This window comes from Winogradskyella sp. 266wxhm (genome assembly GCF_058964685.1).
In genome coordinates, this window is record NZ_CM179559.1 from 3,291,002 (window position 1) to 3,309,037 (window position 18,036).

Sequence of the window (18,036 nt, forward strand, 5' to 3'; positions counted from 1 at the left end):
ACTAAATAGAGCACGCTTTTGAACGAACTTATCCTAGAACTTGAAGAGATAACACCAAAGGAATTCTTCGGTGCGCACAATGCTAATATTGAACTTTTAAAAAAGTACTTTCCTAAATTAAAAATTGTAGCTAGAGGTAATAAAATAAAAGCCTATGGTGATGAAGAGCTTTTAGAAGAGTTTGATACCCGAATGATGATGTTGATGAAGCATTTTGGTAAGTACAACAAACTTGATGAAAATGCTATAGAACGTGTTTTAACAAGCAATAGTAGTGAAGATTACAATACATCAGCTACAAGTGGCGAGGTTATAGTGCATGGTGTTGGTGGTAAGTTGATAAAGGCACAAACTGTTAACCAACGTAAGCTTGTAGAAAGTATTCGTAAAAACGATATGGTTTTTGCTATTGGTCCGGCTGGTACAGGTAAAACATATACAGGTGTGGCATTGGCTGTACAAGCTTTAAAGAATAAAGAGGTTAAGCGAATTATTCTAACACGTCCTGCGGTAGAAGCTGGTGAAAATTTAGGTTTTCTTCCTGGCGATTTAAAGGAAAAGCTAGATCCTTATATGCAACCACTTTACGATGCGTTAAGAGATATGATTCCTGCAGAAAAGTTAGAAAGTCATATTGAAAAAGGTATTATTCAAATAGCACCTTTGGCGTTTATGCGTGGTAGAACCTTAGATAATGCTTTTGTGATTTTGGATGAAGGTCAGAATACAACGCATGCACAGATGAAGATGTTTCTAACACGTATGGGTAAAAATGCCAAGTTTTTGTTGACTGGAGATCCTGGTCAGGTAGATTTGCCACGTCGTACAATTTCTGGACTAAAGGAAGCTTTATTAGTACTTAAAAATATCGAAGGCATCGGTATGATTTATTTAGATGATAAGGATGTTATCCGTCATAAACTCGTTAAGAAGGTTATTGACGCTTATAAAAGTATAGAGAATCGCGACTAGTTATCAGTCTTTACTGTGCAGTATTCAGTGAAAGTTCACAATACATTTTAATTAACTAACAAATAAATAATTAAACGCATAAACGTTTAAAAAATGAATAATACAATTACAGATACCAATTTCAACTTTCCAAATCAAAAAAGTGTTTATAAAGGAAAAGTAAGAGAGGTTTATAATATAAATGATGAGCAATTGGTAATGATTGCTACTGATAGACTAAGTGCTTTTGATGTTGTTATGCCAAAAGGAATTCCCTACAAAGGGCAAATCCTTAATCAGATTGCAACTAAAATGATGAAAGACACTGAAGATTTGGTACCAAACTGGTTGGTAGCAACTCCAGATCCTAATGTTGCTGTTGGACATTTATGTGAGCCTTTTAAGGTTGAAATGGTAATTCGTGGATATATGTCTGGTCATGCGGCACGCGAATATAAATCAGGTAAACGATTACTTTGTGGTGTCTCTATGCCAGAAGGCATGAAGGAAAATGATAAATTTTCAGAACCGATTATAACTCCAGCTACAAAAGCAGAAATGGGAGACCATGATGAGGATATTTCAAAAGAAGATATTCTTAAGCGTGATATTGTCTCAAAAGAAGACTACGAAGTTCTTGAAGATTATACCAGAAAGTTGTTTCAACGAGGCACTGAAATTGCCGCAGAACGAGGACTGATTTTAGTAGATACCAAATACGAATTTGGGAAAACTAAAGAAGGAAAAATTGTATTGATTGATGAAATCCATACACCAGATTCTTCACGTTATTTCTATGCAGATGGTTACCAAGAGCGTCAAGATAAAGGAGAAGCACAAAAACAATTATCTAAGGAGTTTGTACGTCAATGGTTAATTTCTAATGGTTTTCAAGGTAAAGAAGGTCAAGAAATCCCATTTATGAGTGATGAGTACATAGAAACTGTAAGCGAACGCTATATTGAATTATACGAAAACATTACAGGAGAAACTTTTGTAAAAGCTGATGTTTCTAATATTCAGAGTAGGATAGAGTCAAATGTTCTAGGGTATTTGAAAAGCTCTTAACTAATCAAGGCTTTTTTCTATAAGGTTTAGAGGGTATTTTTCTTTGATTGTTGTAAGCTCTTCTCTAGTTAAGCTATCTAAATCTTTCTTATAAAGTTTTAAGGCAAGCTTTTCTCGTAAGCTATTAATTGCATTTGTGATTTCATTTTGTAAAGCTATATATTTCGAAAAGCTGGTTCCACTATTGTAATTAAGAGTTACTATGGATTCTGAGGTGTTTTTTAAGTAATAATTTCTTACCGTTTCTCTAATTTCTTTTAGGCTAGATTTTTCATCATTGATAGAAATTGTATTCTTTTCATCAATATAAATAGATAAGGCATTAGATAAATCTTTCTCTTTTGTAGATTCATAGTTTGCCTTAGGTAAAGTTCTTAAAAGTCCTCTATCTATTATAAACAAGGATAAAATATTGAATGTTTGAAGTTTATAATAATGGTTTTCATAGTCATTCTCACTTAATATAGAATCCATACTTCGTAAAATGGAGTGTGGATTTATTTCTGAATAAGAAATTTGATTTTCTACTGTTTTTTTAAAGGCATTTAACTTAGTTAAATCATATACTGAAGAATCAATGAAAACTTTTTGACATTCAATTAGTTTGAGAATATTAGGTCGTACCTTGGTACTAACAAAAGTATTAAATGAAGTCGATGGTAAATATTCTAAATCTTTATTCTCGATTAACAAACCAATAGCTTCTTTATAATTTTTACCAGATTTGCCTTTTAAAAATTCTTGTTGAATCAGTAAGTTTTCGTAATCTAATATTGCTTGTTTGAATTCTACACCTTTATCTTCATATGATTCGTAAAGGCACTTCATTATAATATTTTCAGCTCTTTCTTTTTGGGAAGAACAAGAAGTAACTATTAAAAAACATATAATAAATGTGATTAAATTTAATTTAGGCATTAATAATTTTCTTTTATAATTAAAATCAAATGTTCAAGATGATGAATTATTTCAATTTCATTTTTATCAATAAAAGTTGAAAAAGATAAAGCTACTGTTAGTTATTTCTATAGCTTTTAATTACTCTTCAGCTTCCTTTTCCTGAAGAACAATTTTATCCTTTTTAAAAATAGGAACTAAATAGGATAGGTTAAACCCATAACCAGTTCCAAATCTTCCACTGTCATAAGTTCTATTAAAGCCTGGTATGTATAGATTTTCAAAGTTGCCTGGTGCTTTTTCAGAAACCAAGACTTTTAGTTGAGCATTAATTCCAGCAAAAAAGTTATTGAATAATTCGGCCTTAATCCCAATTTGAATTTCACCGAAGAGCGCTGTTAAACCACTGAATTCTCTATTTTCTCCAATAGTGATTTGTTCATCCCAATATTGATTATAAGCATTGTAAATACCGTAATTATTCAGAGTTTGGCTAAATGTACTTGCTCCAACTCTAAAACCAGCATAAATCATGTTCTCCATATCTAGCCAGTTTTTGTACATATTAAGATCTATACCAGCTTTAAAATAACTACCTTTTGTTGTGTTGTCTAGAGTTTCGTTAATAATGGTACGTTCTTCATTACCGATTTCACCAGCTAAATATACATTTTTAGTCAGACGGTAATCGCCCATTACCTCAAAGCCCGTGTAATCCTCTTCGAAGAATGTTCGCGCTATTTTACTAAGATCAACACCTAAGCGCAGTCCGTATTTTTGTTTATAGACCAAAGTATCCTTAACAGTTTCCTTTTTTTGCGCAAAGGTTACAGTAGAAAATAATAGTAATAGTAAAAGAATAAAACTTTTAGTGATAGATGTAGACATGTACGTTGTTTTCATTTTCTATTTCTGTAACTAAGGTTTCAATTGAGCTAATCCATGTATCACCATCAGCATTTCTACTGACATCTATGTCGTTGAAAACACTTTTATACCCACAAGCTCTAGATACATAAACATATTCTGAGGTATAACTTATTTCTAAGATGTCTTCGTTAGAATTTGTGTCAACATCATCGTCTAACCTTAAATGAGTGTCTTTTTCTAAAACAAACCTTATAGTCGTTTCAGATTCTTCTTCACCAATCAATAAAGGGAGAGCTATTGAGTTTGTATTATTATCATTATAAACCAAAGTTTCATCAACACTAGATGTTGGTGGTTCTGTTAGTAACCCTTCACCATAGACGGTTAATCTTGGCACGTTTTTTAAAACATCATTATTATCAACGTCATAAAACTCTATAATTAATCTAGGCGTTGTCGATGTAGTTTCTGCACAGATATCATCACGCTCACAACTTAGTAATATTAGTGTTATGGTAAGAACTAAAAACTTTAACTTTTTCATTAATTATTTTTCAAATAAAACCACAGTTTCTATGTGTGCTGTATGCGGAAATTGATCCACAAGACTTAGCTTTTTTATCTCATAGCCAGCCTGCATTAATTGTTCCGTATCTCTAGCTTGAGTGGCTGGGTTACAAGATACATAAACCAAACGTTCTGCGCTGAGGTTTATTATTTTATTTAATGTTTTTGGAGCAATACCTGCTCTTGCTGGATCTAAGATTATAGTTCTAATTTTATTTTTGAATTCTGGGTGTTCGGTTAAGAATTTTCCAACATCAGCAGCGTAAAACTCTAAACCTTCAATGTGATTGCGTTTTGCATTTTCTTTAGCATCAGCAATGGCTGAGGCTACAATATCTACTCCAACAATTTTAGCATTGTTAGATTTGCTAGCAACAATTTGACCTATGGTTCCTGTACCGCAAAATAAATCGAGCACAACAGTATTGTCTATAGCTTCCTTATTTTCTAGAGCATAGTCAACTACTTTAGAGTATAGTTTTTCGGCACATTTAGGATTGGTTTGAAAAAAGCTTTTCATGCTAATTTCAAAATTAAGTCCTAATAGTTCTTCAACGATTTTATCTTCACCATAAACTAAACTAATACTTCCTGTAGTAGCGATGGTTCTATCACCAATTTCGTCATTAATGGTATGTAGTAAGCCAGCGACTCTATTGCCAAATAATTCAACTAAGTAATTAGCAAATGCATCTAAATCAAACTGATCCAAATCATGAGATGTAGTCACTAAATTGAAAAGCAATTGATTGGTTTTATAAGATTTTCTAACTACAAAATAACGAAAGAAGCCTTCTTTCTTTGGAGCATGCCAAGGAGCTAACCCAATATTTTCACAATAGGTTCTTATGTCTTTAAGATAGTTCTCTAACTCGGCATCAAACAAACCAGAATCACTATTCAGGTTATCTCCACACCACCAAAGGCCTCGACGTTTAAAACCTAAGGTAAACTCATCAACATCTGTATTGGTATTTCTATCAAAGCCAATAGCAGAAAAGCCATATTCCATTTTATTACGATAATGAAATGTGTTTGGGGAACTTACAAATTCATCAAATTTGGATTCTATATCTTTTACTTTACCAATACGTTTAAAGAGTTCTAAAGTACTCTGTTTCTTATAATCATGTTGCTTATCAATCGGTAATTGAATATACGGAGCACCAGGAATGTCTTGATAAGGCATTTCTATCTCATCTTCGGAAGGTTTTAATACATCAAGTAATTTACATTCAGCATACTTTTTACTCGATTTCTTAACCTGAGCTTTTACTAGTTGTCCAGGTAAGGTATTTGGTACAAAAACAACAAACTCTCCATGTTCATTTCTAATTCTGCCGATACCCTTTCCACCAAAAGCATAATCTTCAATTAAGATCTCAATGATTTCTCCTCGTTTTACAAATTTATTGCGTTCTCGTCTTGGCATTTACTATTAATTTGGCTGCAAAGATAGTTGCATTTTATAAATGATGCTACTGAAAAACATAAAGCATCATTTAAAAATTATCTAGAAATTATTAAATTTACAACCTCTAGGGATGATTTCTCTCCCACGCTGCTTTTTCAAAGCTTCACCATAACTTCATAAATGGTTGCGCTAAGCTTTTGAAGGAATAAAGGTAGAGCAGGAATGGTTGTTTTATTCACAATTAAATTATTTAAAATGGCTGTTTTAGACCAATTAACATCGCAACAAGCGATAGATTTAGAAAACAAGTATGGTGCACATAATTACCATCCATTACCAGTTGTACTTAGTAAAGGTGAAGGTGTGTATGTTTGGGATGTAGAAGGAAAGAAATATTATGATTTTCTTTCTGCATATTCTGCAGTAAACCAAGGACATTGTCATCCTAAAATTGTAGGAGCAATGACAAGTCAGGCACAAACTTTAACCTTGACTTCTCGTGCTTTTTATAACGATATGCTAGGGAAGTACGAAAAGTTTGCCACTGAGTATTTTGGTTTCGATAAATTATTACCAATGAATACTGGTGCTGAGGCTGTGGAAACTGCTTTAAAACTTTGTAGAAAATGGGCATATGAAGTTAAAGGTATCGATGAAAATGAAGCTGAGATTATAGTTTGTGAAAACAATTTTCATGGACGTACCACAACAATCATTTCATTTAGTAATGATCCTATTGCACGTAAAAACTTCGGTCCTTATACAAAAGGTTTTATTAAAATTGAGTACGATAATTTAGAAGCTTTAGAGGATGCTCTAAAAAATAATAAAAATGTTGCTGGGTTTTTAGTAGAACCAATCCAAGGTGAAGCTGGTGTTTATGTGCCAAGCGAAGGTTACCTAACAAAGGCAAAAGACTTATGCGAAAAGTACGGAGTTTTATTTATAGCAGACGAAGTACAAACGGGAATCGCTAGAACAGGAAAATTATTAGCTGTTCAACACGAAAACGTAAAACCAGATGTTTTAATTTTAGGGAAAGCGTTGTCTGGTGGTGTTTATCCTGTTTCTGCTGTTTTAGCGAACGACAGTATAATGAATGTCATCAAGCCAGGTAACCATGGTAGTACGTTTGGAGGTAACCCAGTGGCTGCTGCTGTAGCAATTGCAGCTTTAGAAGTTATAAATGATGAAAGTTTGGCTGAAAATGCCGAACAACTTGGACAACTATTCAGATCTGAATTGAATAAATATATTGAGAAGAGTTCTATCGTTAATCTTGTTAGAGGTAAAGGATTGCTAAATGCTATTGTTATCAATGATGACGAAGATAGTGATACCGCTTGGAATATTTGTTTGAAGTTGAGAGATAACGGATTATTAGCAAAACCAACTCATGGAAATATTATAAGGTTTGCGCCACCACTGGTGATGAATGAAGAGCAATTATTAGATTGTGTATCTATCATCACTAATACATTAAAAGAATTTGAAGTTTAATGTTTTTTGTCAATAAATAAAAAAGCGACCATTTGGTCGCTTTTTTTATTTTAAGAGTAAGTAAACCACCTTACTGATTTTGCATTTCCTCCATTCTTTTCATTAGTTGTTCAGGATCTTGTAAAGCCTCCCAACCAACTTGACCAATAAACCAAGCCATGTAAGCAGCAAATAATACACTTAGTATTAATCCAATAATACCCATTATTTTACCTGCTTTTACATTACCGTAGCCTGAATAGCTTTCAGGATCTTGTTTATAGAGCTTTTCAGCTTTTAGAGAAATAATTATAGCGACAATACCAAAAATGACTCCTGGCACACCATAACAGCAACAGCCAACAATAGATAAAATTCCCATTACTAGAGCCAAAGTTGCATTTGGTAACATTTGTTTTTCCATATCGAATAAATTTTGATTAAAAGGTTTTGATTAAATAACTAATTACAATAATACTAATATTTAATATAAACAGGCCTAAAATAATTTTATGGCCAATTTTAAATTGAAATTTTAAGTGAAGTAAAAAAAACGCAAACATACCTATTAGAGTATAAATTGCAGGATACATATAGAAAGCCGAAACAAATTCACCTTTCGTAATTAAGGCTATTGATCGTTGTATACCACAGCCCATACACTCAACATTGAATGTTTTTTTCCACATGCATGGCAGCATGTAATCTTCAAGTCCTTTGGAAATTAAAAACATAGCATTAAACATAAGGCTAAATTAATAATTAGATAAATACTTTTAGTAAAAGAACTAATAATTATTGTAAACTGTATTTTTGTATCAAAATTTGAATTGTATGAATTTTTCCAGATTAATAAATTTCATTTGTGTTGTTGCTGGCGGAATTATAGCCTTATATGCACAAGCTCAAGAAAAACAAAACCTATATTTGTTACTAGGTGGTATTGTTTTATTGATGTTTGGTATTTATAGAACTTCAAGAAATATTCCGAGCAAGTTTGATAAAAAGGAAGAAGAAACTTTTGTAAAGTCTGAAGATGAAGATTAAAATAGGAGATAGAGTAGAAGCGATAGATGATGCTATTTCAGGAATTGTAACCAAAATTTCAGGACATACTATTTTTATTGAAGACAATGATGGTTTCGAATTTCAATTTGAAGCTCATGAACTTATGGCAGAAAGTAATGAAGCTACTTTAGATAACGCTGTGTACAATTCAGATTTAGATGCTGTAAAACAAGAAAAAGAATCTAAAAAGCGGAGGTCTGCAGCTAAAGTGAAACCTAAAGAAAGACACATTCCAAAATTTGAGGTGGATTTACATATTCATCATTTAACCGAATCCACCAAAGGCATGACCAATTTTGATATGCTTAATCTACAATTAGATACAGCAAGAAGTCAATTGGAGTTTGCTATTCGAAAACGTATCCCAAAAATGGTGTTTATCCATGGAGTGGGAGAAGGAGTTTTACGTCAAGAACTAGAAACAATGCTTGGGCGCTATAATAACGTACAGTTTTATGATGCAGATTACAAAACCTATGGTTTAGGAGCTACAGAGGTTAGAATTTTTCAGAATATTGAGCCTTAGTCTTCTTCTGGTTCATTTGTTATTATGAACGAATTTTCGTAAGTCCCTAAATCAATGTAAGTAGAATTAATAATTTCTAGGTTTACGTCAAAGATTTCAAAACGTATTATTGCTGCTCTAGTATATTCGTTATAAATAAAACCAGAATCTTCAAAAGCTTCAGAAGCACCTTCTTCATTAGATAAATAGCGATAAGTTGTGTTTCCGCCAATAACAGTTGTATATTCGTTTGCAGAGTCTCTAGGATTCTGACCGTCCTCACTCATATCTTCAAGTCTTGTTAAGATGCCATCACCATCATCATCATCATCTAAATAATCTGGGGTTCCATTACCATCTGTGTCTAAAGGATTTGTTTCCGGATTATCATCATCGTCATCACTATTGAGTTCGTTTCTTGTAGGTACATTATCATTGTCATCATCTTCATCAATATAATCTGGTATGCCATCTCCATCCGAATCTTGAGGGTTTTCTATACCTCCAGGTCCATATTCAAACTCACTTGGTATGCCGTCATTGTCGTCATCAATAAAAGTAAACGTTACTTCCACTGTGCCAGAATCAGCTATGTATTCGTTTACAACAGATAAATTATTAGGTGGTAAAATGGCACATATATCATTTAAAGATATATTTCTATTATAAGTTCTATAAATAAACTGAACATCTGAGCTTGGGTTTATAGTAAAGTTGTAAGTTACACTATTGCTGTCTAATTCACTTCTAGAAGTGCTGTTTGTAAAATATTCTTCAGTAGTAGCATTTTTAGGAATGATTAAAATCAGAGCTTCACTAGGATCGTCTTTGGTATCAAAAATAATATAGGAATCTTCAAAATTATCACAACGTTGAAGCTCTTGGTCAAAGTCTAATTGAACTGTTAAAATATCGCCATCATCACAGGCAACCAAAAAAACTAAACAGAAAAGGATATAAAAACGACGAATCATAGCTTCAATTTTCAACAAAAATAATGGATTTGTAAAATTATAACGCTTCATTATCTAAATAATTTTATTTGCGATATTTTTGCAGAATGAAGTCCGTTTATTTAGATAATGCTGCTACAACAGCATTAAGGCCAGAAGTTATTGAAAGCATGACGCACGTCCTGAAGGATAGTTATGGAAATGCGTCCTCTACCCATAGTTTTGGGAGATCCTCGAAAGCTCTATTGGAGCAATGCCGTAAAAATATAGCGTCTTATTTTAATGTGTCAGCTGCTGAAATTATTTTTACTTCAGGCGGAACAGAGGCTGATAATTTAGCATTACGAAGTGCTGTAAGGGATTTGGGGGTTACAAAAATAATTACATCTAAGATTGAGCATCATGCTGTTTTGCATACTGTTGAACAATTGCAGAAGGAATATGGTGTTGAAATTGATTTTGTAAATCTTGATCATTGTGGACATATAGATTATAAACACTTAGAAGGCTTATTGTCTGTATCAAACAAGACTTTAGTAAGTTTAATGCATGTTAATAATGAAATAGGTAATGTTTTAGATATAGAACGTATCGCAAAACTTTGCAAAGAAAACAATGCTCTGTTTCATTCTGATAGTGTACAATCTATTGGTCATTATAAAATTGATTTGAGCCAAATCCCTATCGACTTTCTAGCTGCTAGTGCACATAAATTCCACGGACCAAAGGGTGTAGGCTTTTGTTTTGTAAGGAAAGAATCTGGTTTAAAACCCCTAATCTTTGGTGGTGAACAAGAACGCGGTTATAGAGCAGGCACAGAATCTATCCATAATATTGTTGGTATGGCTGAAGCTTTAAAACTCGCTTATACCAATATTGAAATAGAAAAGGCTTATGTGTTAGATTTAAAAACTTACTTTATTGAAGAATTAAAAACTTATTTACCTAATGTAACTTTCAATGGAGGTTGTGAAGATCCTACGCAAAGTACATTTACATTATTAAATCTATGTTTACCATTTGCTCCAGAAAAAGCAGCTATGCTTCAATTTCAACTAGACCTTAAAGGTATAGCTTGCTCAAGAGGTAGTGCATGTCAAAGCGGAAGTAGTCAGCAATCACATGTGCTTACAGCAATTTTGGATGATGAAAAACTAAAACAACCATCAGTACGTTTTTCCTTTAGTATTTATAATACAAAAGAAGAAATTGATTATGTTGTTCAAGTACTAAAAGACTTTGCTAGTTCTTAACAATTACCTTTTGTGATTTTAATGCATTGTTGTTATTTGAAATCACATTAACAACATATACACCCTCACTCAAGTTTGCTGTTGAAATTTCGTAACGATCAGCGACGCTTTTCGTGTTAAATTGAATAACTCTTTTACCAGAAACATCATAAACTTCAACTTTTTTGATGTCTAGATTGTTTGGATTACTAACCAATAACTGACTAAGATTGTTATTTTGATTGATACTTAAAGTAGAAGCTTCAATATCATTAACATTCAAAGATTGGTTAGGTTGAAAAACAATCTCAAAACGATTGGTATAATTTCCTGGGGCAACGTTTAACTCATAGTCTAACTCTCTAAGGTTAACATAAACATCTGTTGCTGTATCATGAATATATATGCCTTGAGTATCTTCAAAATTTTGAATATCAAATATTCTAAAACGTAATGGTTGTTGTTCTTCGATATCCACTATTAATGGAATTACTAAGGTCTCTTCAAAAGGATAAGCCAGACCAGAGAAAGATTTATCGTTATAAGAGAAATAAGCATCAGTAGGATGGTTGCTAGATCTTGCAAGTTCTAAACCGTAATCAAAACCAGCAGTTGCTGTATCATGAAAGTTTAATAAGACTTGTCTTGTGTATTGATCGTTACCTACTGTAAAATCTACGTTAATTCTAAATCTTTTAAAGTCAGAAGGAACTATTGGTAAGCCATTATCTTGATATTGAATACCGTCATTAGAAACTTCATCTGAATTCGTTTGTTGCGTTGGTGTAGAGCTTCTAAAGAAGTAACTGTTAGTACCTTCTTTTTCATACACACGATGAGCATTTTTCACAGTAACATCACCTGTTGTACCAGTACTACCTTCAACCATAAATCCTTGTCCTATAGGTATATAACGTCTAGCTGTTTTAGAGCCACCTGCAGGAGGTCCTGGAGGCAAAGAATAGGTGTTGTCTTGTGCGTCGTAAGTATAAAATGTGGCAGGTGTATTAGAGATTATTGTACCAGCAGCATTTATAGTAAATTCAGAATAACCACCAACAATTTCTACAAGTACGTGAGATGGAATATCTCCATATTGTTCCCAATAAAATAAAGTACCTGTTATATCAGGTGCATTATCTGTATCATGAACAAAAGCAGCAGAGTCTATAGCACTTGGGTAAGGGTTGCCTACCAGCGTAAACTGTCCTGTAGCAACAGGGTTGGTGATATCACCATTGTTAGGTTTACCTCTAAAATCATAAGTTTGGTTTCCTGTAGTTCCGGTTCCCATACCTTTCATTGTGAAGCCTAATCCAGGATTAATATCGTCTGTGGCACCACCTACATAAGTCCATTCACTATATTCGTCAGAACTTACAAAAGTATAAGTCCAATAGGTGGATAGTGTAATAGGTGTAGTACTTGGATTTCCATTATAAATGAAAGAAAAAACAGGGTCACTGCTATCAATTAAATCAGTAGTAGTATCTAGCCTAGGATCATCAATCAATCTATATCTAAAAGGATTATTGATGGAATTATTTGTAGCATTATTACCAACAGGTGAACACCAATAATTATAAGACCATTGGTTGGTAGTACCTTCTTGGTATACACTTAGTTCTCCGACTCCTGAATTACCTGTTGTTCCGTCTCCTTGAATAAGTTGAGACTCTTCTCGTAAGTAAATTTTAGAATCAGATTCTGTAAGGTTAACATTGTCCTTTACATAAAGGAGTTGATCCTTTACATAGACATATGCGTCATTTCTTACAGTTAATTGGGCAAAAATTTGTAGGGAAAAAAACAAACTAAAAACGATAGTTAATGTTTTAGAAATCAAATTCATACCTTTTTGGTGTTAAGATTTATAAAGTGCAAATGTAATTTTTTTTATTTATAATTTTGGATTTTTCCTTTAAAATACAGTAATTTCGGATGTATTTCATTAATTAAATCCCCAAATTATTATGAAATTTCGTTCCCTTATAACCTTATTTTTTTATTCACTTTTTTAGTTTCTTTTTCTCAAGTTGGTATCGGTACCAGTAATCCTGATAGTTCTGCTATTTTAGAAGTGGAATCTGATTCTCAAGGTATGTTAACACCAAGAATGACCACAGCTCAGCGTAATGCTATTGCAAATCCAGCAGATGGTTTGTTGGTTTATGATACTGATGAAAGTGCCTTCTATTTTTATAAAAATAGTAGCTGGTCTAAACTAGAAAGTGAAAATAGCGCCAGTGATTATACGGGCTGGGCTGATTATACAGATGGCACATATACTTCTGCAAGTCCATTTGTTGTAGGCACAACTAAAGTAACCTTGCCAAATGATGCTGCTACTGTAAGGGATAGTCAGAAACCGGTTGATGTTACAACATTTTATGATTCAACAAATTCTACTATTACAGGAAGAGATGGTGATGGTATCAACATTGTTATAGAATTTAAAGCTAGGCCTAATACAGCTTCAACCACACGACTAACGGTGGCTATTGATATAGGTGGAGTTGTAGGTGAAATATATATTAGAGATTTTGTCTTAGCAAAAGGAAATGGAGTTGAACACTATTATTTAAGTTCATTTAATGCCTATACATTGAATACTTGGGAAGCTAATGGTGGAACGGTAAAAATTGTTTCAACAGCATCAGCAGATATATACGATATACGTTACGTTGTGACAAGAACTCACAAAGCTCGATAAGTCTCCGAATTTAAAATCTTGCCGATAACCTTAAGTTAAAAACACGAGGCGTTAAGTAATTAGGAATAGCAAATTGTCTCTTAGAATACACATCTCTTACCCAAGTATTGGTAATTGAATTTTGGTTGTTGAACATATTGTAGATTTCAAAACCTAAAGACAATTCTTTGAATGCTTTTTTCCATTTAGCTGTATAATTTTTTTCAGGATTCACAAGTTCTAGAGAAATACCTAAATCTGCGCGTCTGTAATCTCTTAGTCTTATTTGATAGTTATAAGGATCAGCATAACTTGGTGAACCACCAGGAACACCTGTGTTGTATACTAAATTAAGATACATTTTTAAGTGTGGCATATTAGGAACATAATCTTGAAAAAGTGCTCCAAATTTTAAGCGCTGGTCGGTTGGTCTAGCAATATAGCCTCTATAATCAATATTTTCTTCGGTTTTTAAATACCCGAAACTAAACCAAGACTCTGTACCAGGAACAAATTCTCCATTCAGTCGCATATCTAAACCATAAGCATAAGCTTCGGCATTATTCTTTGCTCTGTAACGAATCCTTACATTTTCGAGAGTATAGGCATTAACATCTGATAGACCTTTGTAGTAGGCTTCAGTTACAAGTTTGAAAGGTCTATCCCACATTTCAAAACTATATTCATTTCCTAATACAATATGAAAAGATTGTTGAGCTTTAACTTTTGGTTGAACAACTCCAGAAGAATCTCTCAACTCTCTGTAAAAAGGTGGTTGGTAATACAAACCTCCTGCAACCCTAAAAAGCATATCTTTTTCCCAATCTGGCTTTATGGCAAATTGAGCTCTTGGACTAAAAACAGTTTGTGATGTGCTTTCTACTCTATCTCCACTTACAGCCCAACTATGAGAACGTACACCAACATTATAGAAAACCTCGTCATTTCCCCAATTTGTACGTTTACTATATTGCGCAAAAGCTTGTAAGCGATTAATCTGAACATTGTTTAAAGCTCTTATATTTTCAAAAGCTGTTAAAGGACCAGAAAAAGGAGTGTAAGGCTGTAAGTTTGGGTTACTAAATCTCGGAGGACGAATAGAAAAACCTGCAGAATCTATCATTTCCCATTCTACAAGACGGTCTCTAATATCCTCATGTGTATATTTTACTGACCATTCTACGGTAGATTCTTCATCAATTTTATGATCACCTCTGTGTTCAGCATTAACAATAAAAGCATCTAAGTCATTTCTAGCATGTGTTAATTGCGAACCAATACCTTCACTAAACTCAACTTCACCTAAATTTTCATCTCCAATACTGGTATTAACTTCACCAAGGCGGTATTGTGCTAAAATATCAAAATACTCTTGCTCTACAGTATGATAAGCAGAAGCAATCAATTTTAAGGTTAAATCATCATTTACAAAATAATTAGCTTTAAAAGCCCCAAAATAGGTTTCGTATTCATCTTTTTCCTGACCTTCATAAAATACTAAAAGCGCCACAGGATCGTCTATGGTACCAAAGTTGGTTTGTCTATTTTCTGGTTGAAAGTGGTATCTGTTTAATGAAATATTACCAAGAAAATTTAAATGAAATTTATCTGAAAAACGGTAGGTTAAATAAGTTTGAGCATCAGCAAAAACAGGTTCAACATTACCAGAAGTTTCAAGATTATTTAAGATTAAACTGTTGTCACGATAGCGTAATCCGGCTATTCCAGAGAACTTTCCGTTTTTAGAAACCGTTTCAGCAGCAATACTTCCGCCTAATAAGCTAAGGTCTGTTCTAATGCCAAAATCTACAGGATTTCTATAAGTGATATCTAATACTGAAGACATTTTATCACCATACTTAGCTTGAAAACCACCAGCTGAGAAATCAACATTCTGAACCAAATCCGTATTGACAAAACTTAAACCTTCCTGATTACCAGAGCGGATTAAAAAGGGTCTGTAAACTTCTATTTCATTGACATAAACTAGGTTTTCATCAAAATTTCCACCACGTACGGAGTATTGAGTACTTAGTTCGTTGGAGATATTAACTCCAGGTAATGTTTTTAAAATATTTTCTACACCAGGCTGCGCTCCTTTTATAGTTCTTATAACTTCGGGTTCAATGGTAGTAACTCCATCTACTTTTTGTCTGGTATTAGTATTAATAACAACGGTTGCAATCTGTTCTATGTTGATATTCATCACAGGATTAAACTCTAATTCCTGCCCGTTTTTCAAATTAAAAGGTACTTCAACGCGCTTATAATTAACATGAGAAAAAACTATAGTTACGTCTACATCTGATGGAATTTTTAGCTCGTAAAAACCATTTTCGTTTGTGGCTGTGCCTTCACCTGTACTGGCTTTGATATTAACTCCGTTAATAGGTTGATTGGTTTCATCTAAAATAACACCTCTAAGAATTGCGGATTGTGAGAAGGAAAGCAGACTGAAAAGTGAGCTTAGCAGAACTATAAAATGTAAGCGTTTCAAGTAGTTTAGTTTTATTTTCTGAAAAATGTTGCCTCAAATGTAGAACTATTTCCAACATTATCCGTAACAATTATCTTTAATTCGTTCTTGGTATCTTTAACGACATTATCATTAAAATCGTGTACAAGTGTATTGGTTTTATAATCGTACTCCATTAAGATCCATTTTCCATTTACGGTAGCTCTATATTTGCTAATCCCAGAAAGTTCATCATCAATTTTTAATTTTAGATAACGGTATTTGCTCAACCACTTTTTGTCTTGAAAATTTATAGGCTTAATTGTTGGTGGCTCAGTATCCATAGCTAAGGCATAGGTTCCAAAGGTTTTGGTTCCTGCGCTTAGAGTGTTACCTTTTCGTTTGGTATTTACGTAATAAGGCTTTTTGTAATAACCATATAGGTGTGCAATGTATACTTTATCTAAATGTTCAGATTTATAGTTGCTAAGGTCGTAATTGATGTAATAATTTTTCTGGAGTGGTATGGTATCTTCATGCAGATAGAGCGTATCAGAACTAACTTTGTAATCTACATACACATCATCATAAACTGTATTGGCATAAAAATTAACAGTTATGTTTCCTGAATTTAAAGTTGTTGGTTTATCACTATAAATTAAGGTTTTATTGGATAAATCTTCTGCTTCAGGTTTTTTTAAAACATCTTTTTTTCCTTCTATAGGTATGGTTATCCAAGCCTCATTTTGATTAAAGTCTAGAATTCTGATTTTATAAACCGAAGAGGTGCTATCTTCAACCATAATATAGCCTTTGTCATAGGCGTCTTTGTAAAGACTCAGAGGATTGTTGGGCTGAACAAACAATTTTTGAATCCTAGTTTTTTTTGTTTTATAGTATTCGTAATCAATAAGTCGTTTTATGTGTTTGCTCTCATCAAAACTGAAGCGTTTAAAATCTATTTCTAAACTTTTATTTCCATTATAAAACGTCTGAATATTACTAACACCATTTTTGTTAGGTGCACCATCTAGTCTGTCGTGTGTAGATACACCAAAACCAATATTTCCTAAGGCAATAACTTTTTCGACCATAAAATCTCCATTATTTTGAGGTATTAATCGAAGTGGTACGCGCTCATTTTTACCATTAATTGTAGCATTCTCATCTTTAGGATACGCAAAAACACCTAACACACTAGGAGTTGTGGTGTCTTTCGCCGTAATACCAAAAAGCATAGGATTCATTGGTCGTTCTTGGTTGTCTCTTATTTCAAAATGTAAATGAGGACCACCAGAACCGCCAGTATTTCCAGAAAAAGCAATAACCTCGTCAGCTTCAACTATTAATTCTTCGGAATTTGGAAATACTTCAACCTCATAACTTTCCTTATCGTACTGGCAAGTTTTAATATATTTCTCTAAACGATCCGAAAATTTTTGAAGATGACCATAAACAGTAGTATAACCATTAGGGTGTGTAACATATATAGCTTTACCGTAACCGTAATGAGAAACTTTTATTCTACTTATGTATCCAGAGGCTGCTGTGTAAACTCTTAAGCCTTCTTTTCCTTGAGTTTTTATATCTAAACCACCATGAAAATGAGACGGTCTAAGTTCTGCAAAAGTACCAGCAAGAATTACAGGTATATCTAAAGGGTTTCTAAAATAATCTTGAGGATATTCTGATTGGGAATAAGCAGAACAGGTAATAAAAAGGATAATTAAAAATTGTCTCATATAAGCTTTCTGTTGTTGCTAAAATATTAATTTGAATACGATATTCAAACCTTCTAACTTTATATTTTTTTCTTAACGGTTTAGTTTTATTGATGTTATTTCAATTAAAAATAATTGTAAAAGAATTGTGTTTTTTCAATAGG

At 33.1% G+C, this 18,036-nt stretch carries 17 protein-coding genes; 7 read left to right on the forward strand and 10 right to left on the reverse strand.

The window, feature by feature from the left end; genetic code table 11:
* Positions 1 to 18: 18 nt before the first annotated feature.
* Positions 19 to 972, forward strand: a complete 954-nt coding sequence (locus AC2H4K_RS14840; RefSeq protein ID WP_281139750.1) for a PhoH family protein — start codon at positions 19 to 21, stop codon at positions 970 to 972.
* 93 nt (positions 973 to 1,065) lie between these two features.
* On the forward strand, positions 1,066 to 2,019 hold the full coding sequence (locus AC2H4K_RS14845) for a phosphoribosylaminoimidazolesuccinocarboxamide synthase (RefSeq protein ID WP_281139749.1): 954 nt from the start codon (positions 1,066 to 1,068) through the stop codon (positions 2,017 to 2,019).
* Here AC2H4K_RS14845 and AC2H4K_RS14850 read toward each other — a convergent pair whose 3' ends face one another.
* The 4 genes from AC2H4K_RS14850 to rlmD form a co-directional block, all read right to left on the reverse strand.
* Positions 2,020 to 2,937 (reverse strand): ExbD/TolR family protein, encoded by a 918-nt coding sequence (locus tag AC2H4K_RS14850; RefSeq protein WP_493742564.1) that lies wholly within the window; start codon positions 2,935 to 2,937, stop codon positions 2,020 to 2,022.
* 120 nt (positions 2,938 to 3,057) lie between these two features.
* Positions 3,058 to 3,819 (reverse strand): DUF6048 family protein, encoded by a 762-nt coding sequence (locus AC2H4K_RS14855; protein ID WP_281139747.1) that lies wholly within the window; start codon positions 3,817 to 3,819, stop codon positions 3,058 to 3,060.
* Positions 3,785 to 4,330, reverse strand: a complete 546-nt coding sequence (locus AC2H4K_RS14860) for a DUF6452 family protein (RefSeq protein WP_281139746.1) — start codon at positions 4,328 to 4,330, stop codon at positions 3,785 to 3,787. The genes AC2H4K_RS14855 and AC2H4K_RS14860 overlap by 35 nt, the downstream gene beginning before the upstream one ends.
* Before the next feature lie 3 nt (positions 4,331 to 4,333).
* A complete protein-coding gene (gene rlmD / locus AC2H4K_RS14865; protein ID WP_281139745.1) occupies positions 4,334 to 5,785 on the reverse strand; it encodes a 23S rRNA (uracil(1939)-C(5))-methyltransferase RlmD in 1,452 nt (483 codons plus the stop codon).
* Positions 5,786 to 6,022: 237 nt separating this feature from the next.
* On the opposite strand from rlmD, the gene rocD reads away from it, so the two are divergent.
* A complete protein-coding gene (rocD, locus tag AC2H4K_RS14870; RefSeq protein WP_281139744.1) occupies positions 6,023 to 7,267 on the forward strand; it encodes an ornithine--oxo-acid transaminase in 1,245 nt (414 codons plus the stop codon).
* A 70-nt stretch (positions 7,268 to 7,337) separates the two neighbouring features.
* Here rocD and AC2H4K_RS14875 read toward each other — a convergent pair whose 3' ends face one another.
* Entirely contained in the window at positions 7,338 to 7,670 is a 333-nt protein-coding gene (locus AC2H4K_RS14875; protein ID WP_281139743.1) for a CCC motif membrane protein, read from the reverse strand.
* A gap of 16 nt (positions 7,671 to 7,686) precedes the next feature.
* Entirely contained in the window at positions 7,687 to 7,992 is a 306-nt protein-coding gene (locus tag AC2H4K_RS14880) for a DUF2752 domain-containing protein (RefSeq protein WP_493742565.1), read from the reverse strand.
* A gap of 88 nt (positions 7,993 to 8,080) precedes the next feature.
* Here AC2H4K_RS14880 and AC2H4K_RS14885 point away from each other — a divergent pair, with 88 nt between their 5' ends.
* Entirely contained in the window at positions 8,081 to 8,293 is a 213-nt protein-coding gene (locus AC2H4K_RS14885; RefSeq protein WP_281139742.1) for a hypothetical protein, read from the forward strand.
* Positions 8,283 to 8,840: a DUF8465 domain-containing protein gene (locus AC2H4K_RS14890; RefSeq protein WP_281139741.1), complete on the forward strand. Its 558-nt coding sequence runs from the start codon at positions 8,283 to 8,285 to the stop codon at positions 8,838 to 8,840. Before AC2H4K_RS14885 ends, AC2H4K_RS14890 begins: the two co-directional genes overlap by 11 nt.
* On the opposite strand, the gene AC2H4K_RS14895 is transcribed toward AC2H4K_RS14890, so the two are convergent.
* Entirely contained in the window at positions 8,837 to 9,844 is a 1,008-nt protein-coding gene (locus AC2H4K_RS14895; protein ID WP_281139740.1) for a hypothetical protein, read from the reverse strand. The two genes, AC2H4K_RS14890 and AC2H4K_RS14895, sit on opposite strands and share 4 nt — an antisense overlap.
* Before the next feature lie 35 nt (positions 9,845 to 9,879).
* Between AC2H4K_RS14895 and AC2H4K_RS14900 the strand changes: the two genes are divergently transcribed.
* Positions 9,880 to 11,025 (forward strand): cysteine desulfurase family protein, encoded by a 1,146-nt coding sequence (locus tag AC2H4K_RS14900; protein ID WP_281139739.1) that lies wholly within the window; start codon positions 9,880 to 9,882, stop codon positions 11,023 to 11,025.
* Here AC2H4K_RS14900 and AC2H4K_RS14905 read toward each other — a convergent pair.
* On the reverse strand, positions 11,015 to 12,856 hold the full coding sequence (locus AC2H4K_RS14905) for a DUF8693 domain-containing protein (RefSeq protein WP_281139738.1): 1,842 nt from the start codon (positions 12,854 to 12,856) through the stop codon (positions 11,015 to 11,017). The genes AC2H4K_RS14900 and AC2H4K_RS14905 overlap by 11 nt on opposite strands.
* Positions 12,857 to 13,045: 189 nt before the next feature.
* On the opposite strand from AC2H4K_RS14905, the gene AC2H4K_RS14910 reads away from it, so the two are divergent.
* Complete coding sequence (locus AC2H4K_RS14910) at positions 13,046 to 13,717, forward strand: phage tail-like protein (RefSeq protein ID WP_493743073.1); 672 nt, start codon at positions 13,046 to 13,048, stop codon at positions 13,715 to 13,717.
* A gap of 10 nt (positions 13,718 to 13,727) precedes the next feature.
* Here the strand turns inward: AC2H4K_RS14910 and AC2H4K_RS14915 are convergent, their stop codons facing one another.
* Positions 13,728 to 16,193, reverse strand: coding sequence for a carboxypeptidase-like regulatory domain-containing protein (locus AC2H4K_RS14915; protein ID WP_493742566.1), 2,466 nt, complete (start codon positions 16,191 to 16,193; stop codon positions 13,728 to 13,730).
* 11 nt (positions 16,194 to 16,204) lie between these two features.
* Positions 16,205 to 17,893, reverse strand: a complete 1,689-nt coding sequence (locus AC2H4K_RS14920) for a M23 family metallopeptidase (protein WP_493742567.1) — start codon at positions 17,891 to 17,893, stop codon at positions 16,205 to 16,207.
* Positions 17,894 to 18,036: the final 143 nt, after the last annotated feature.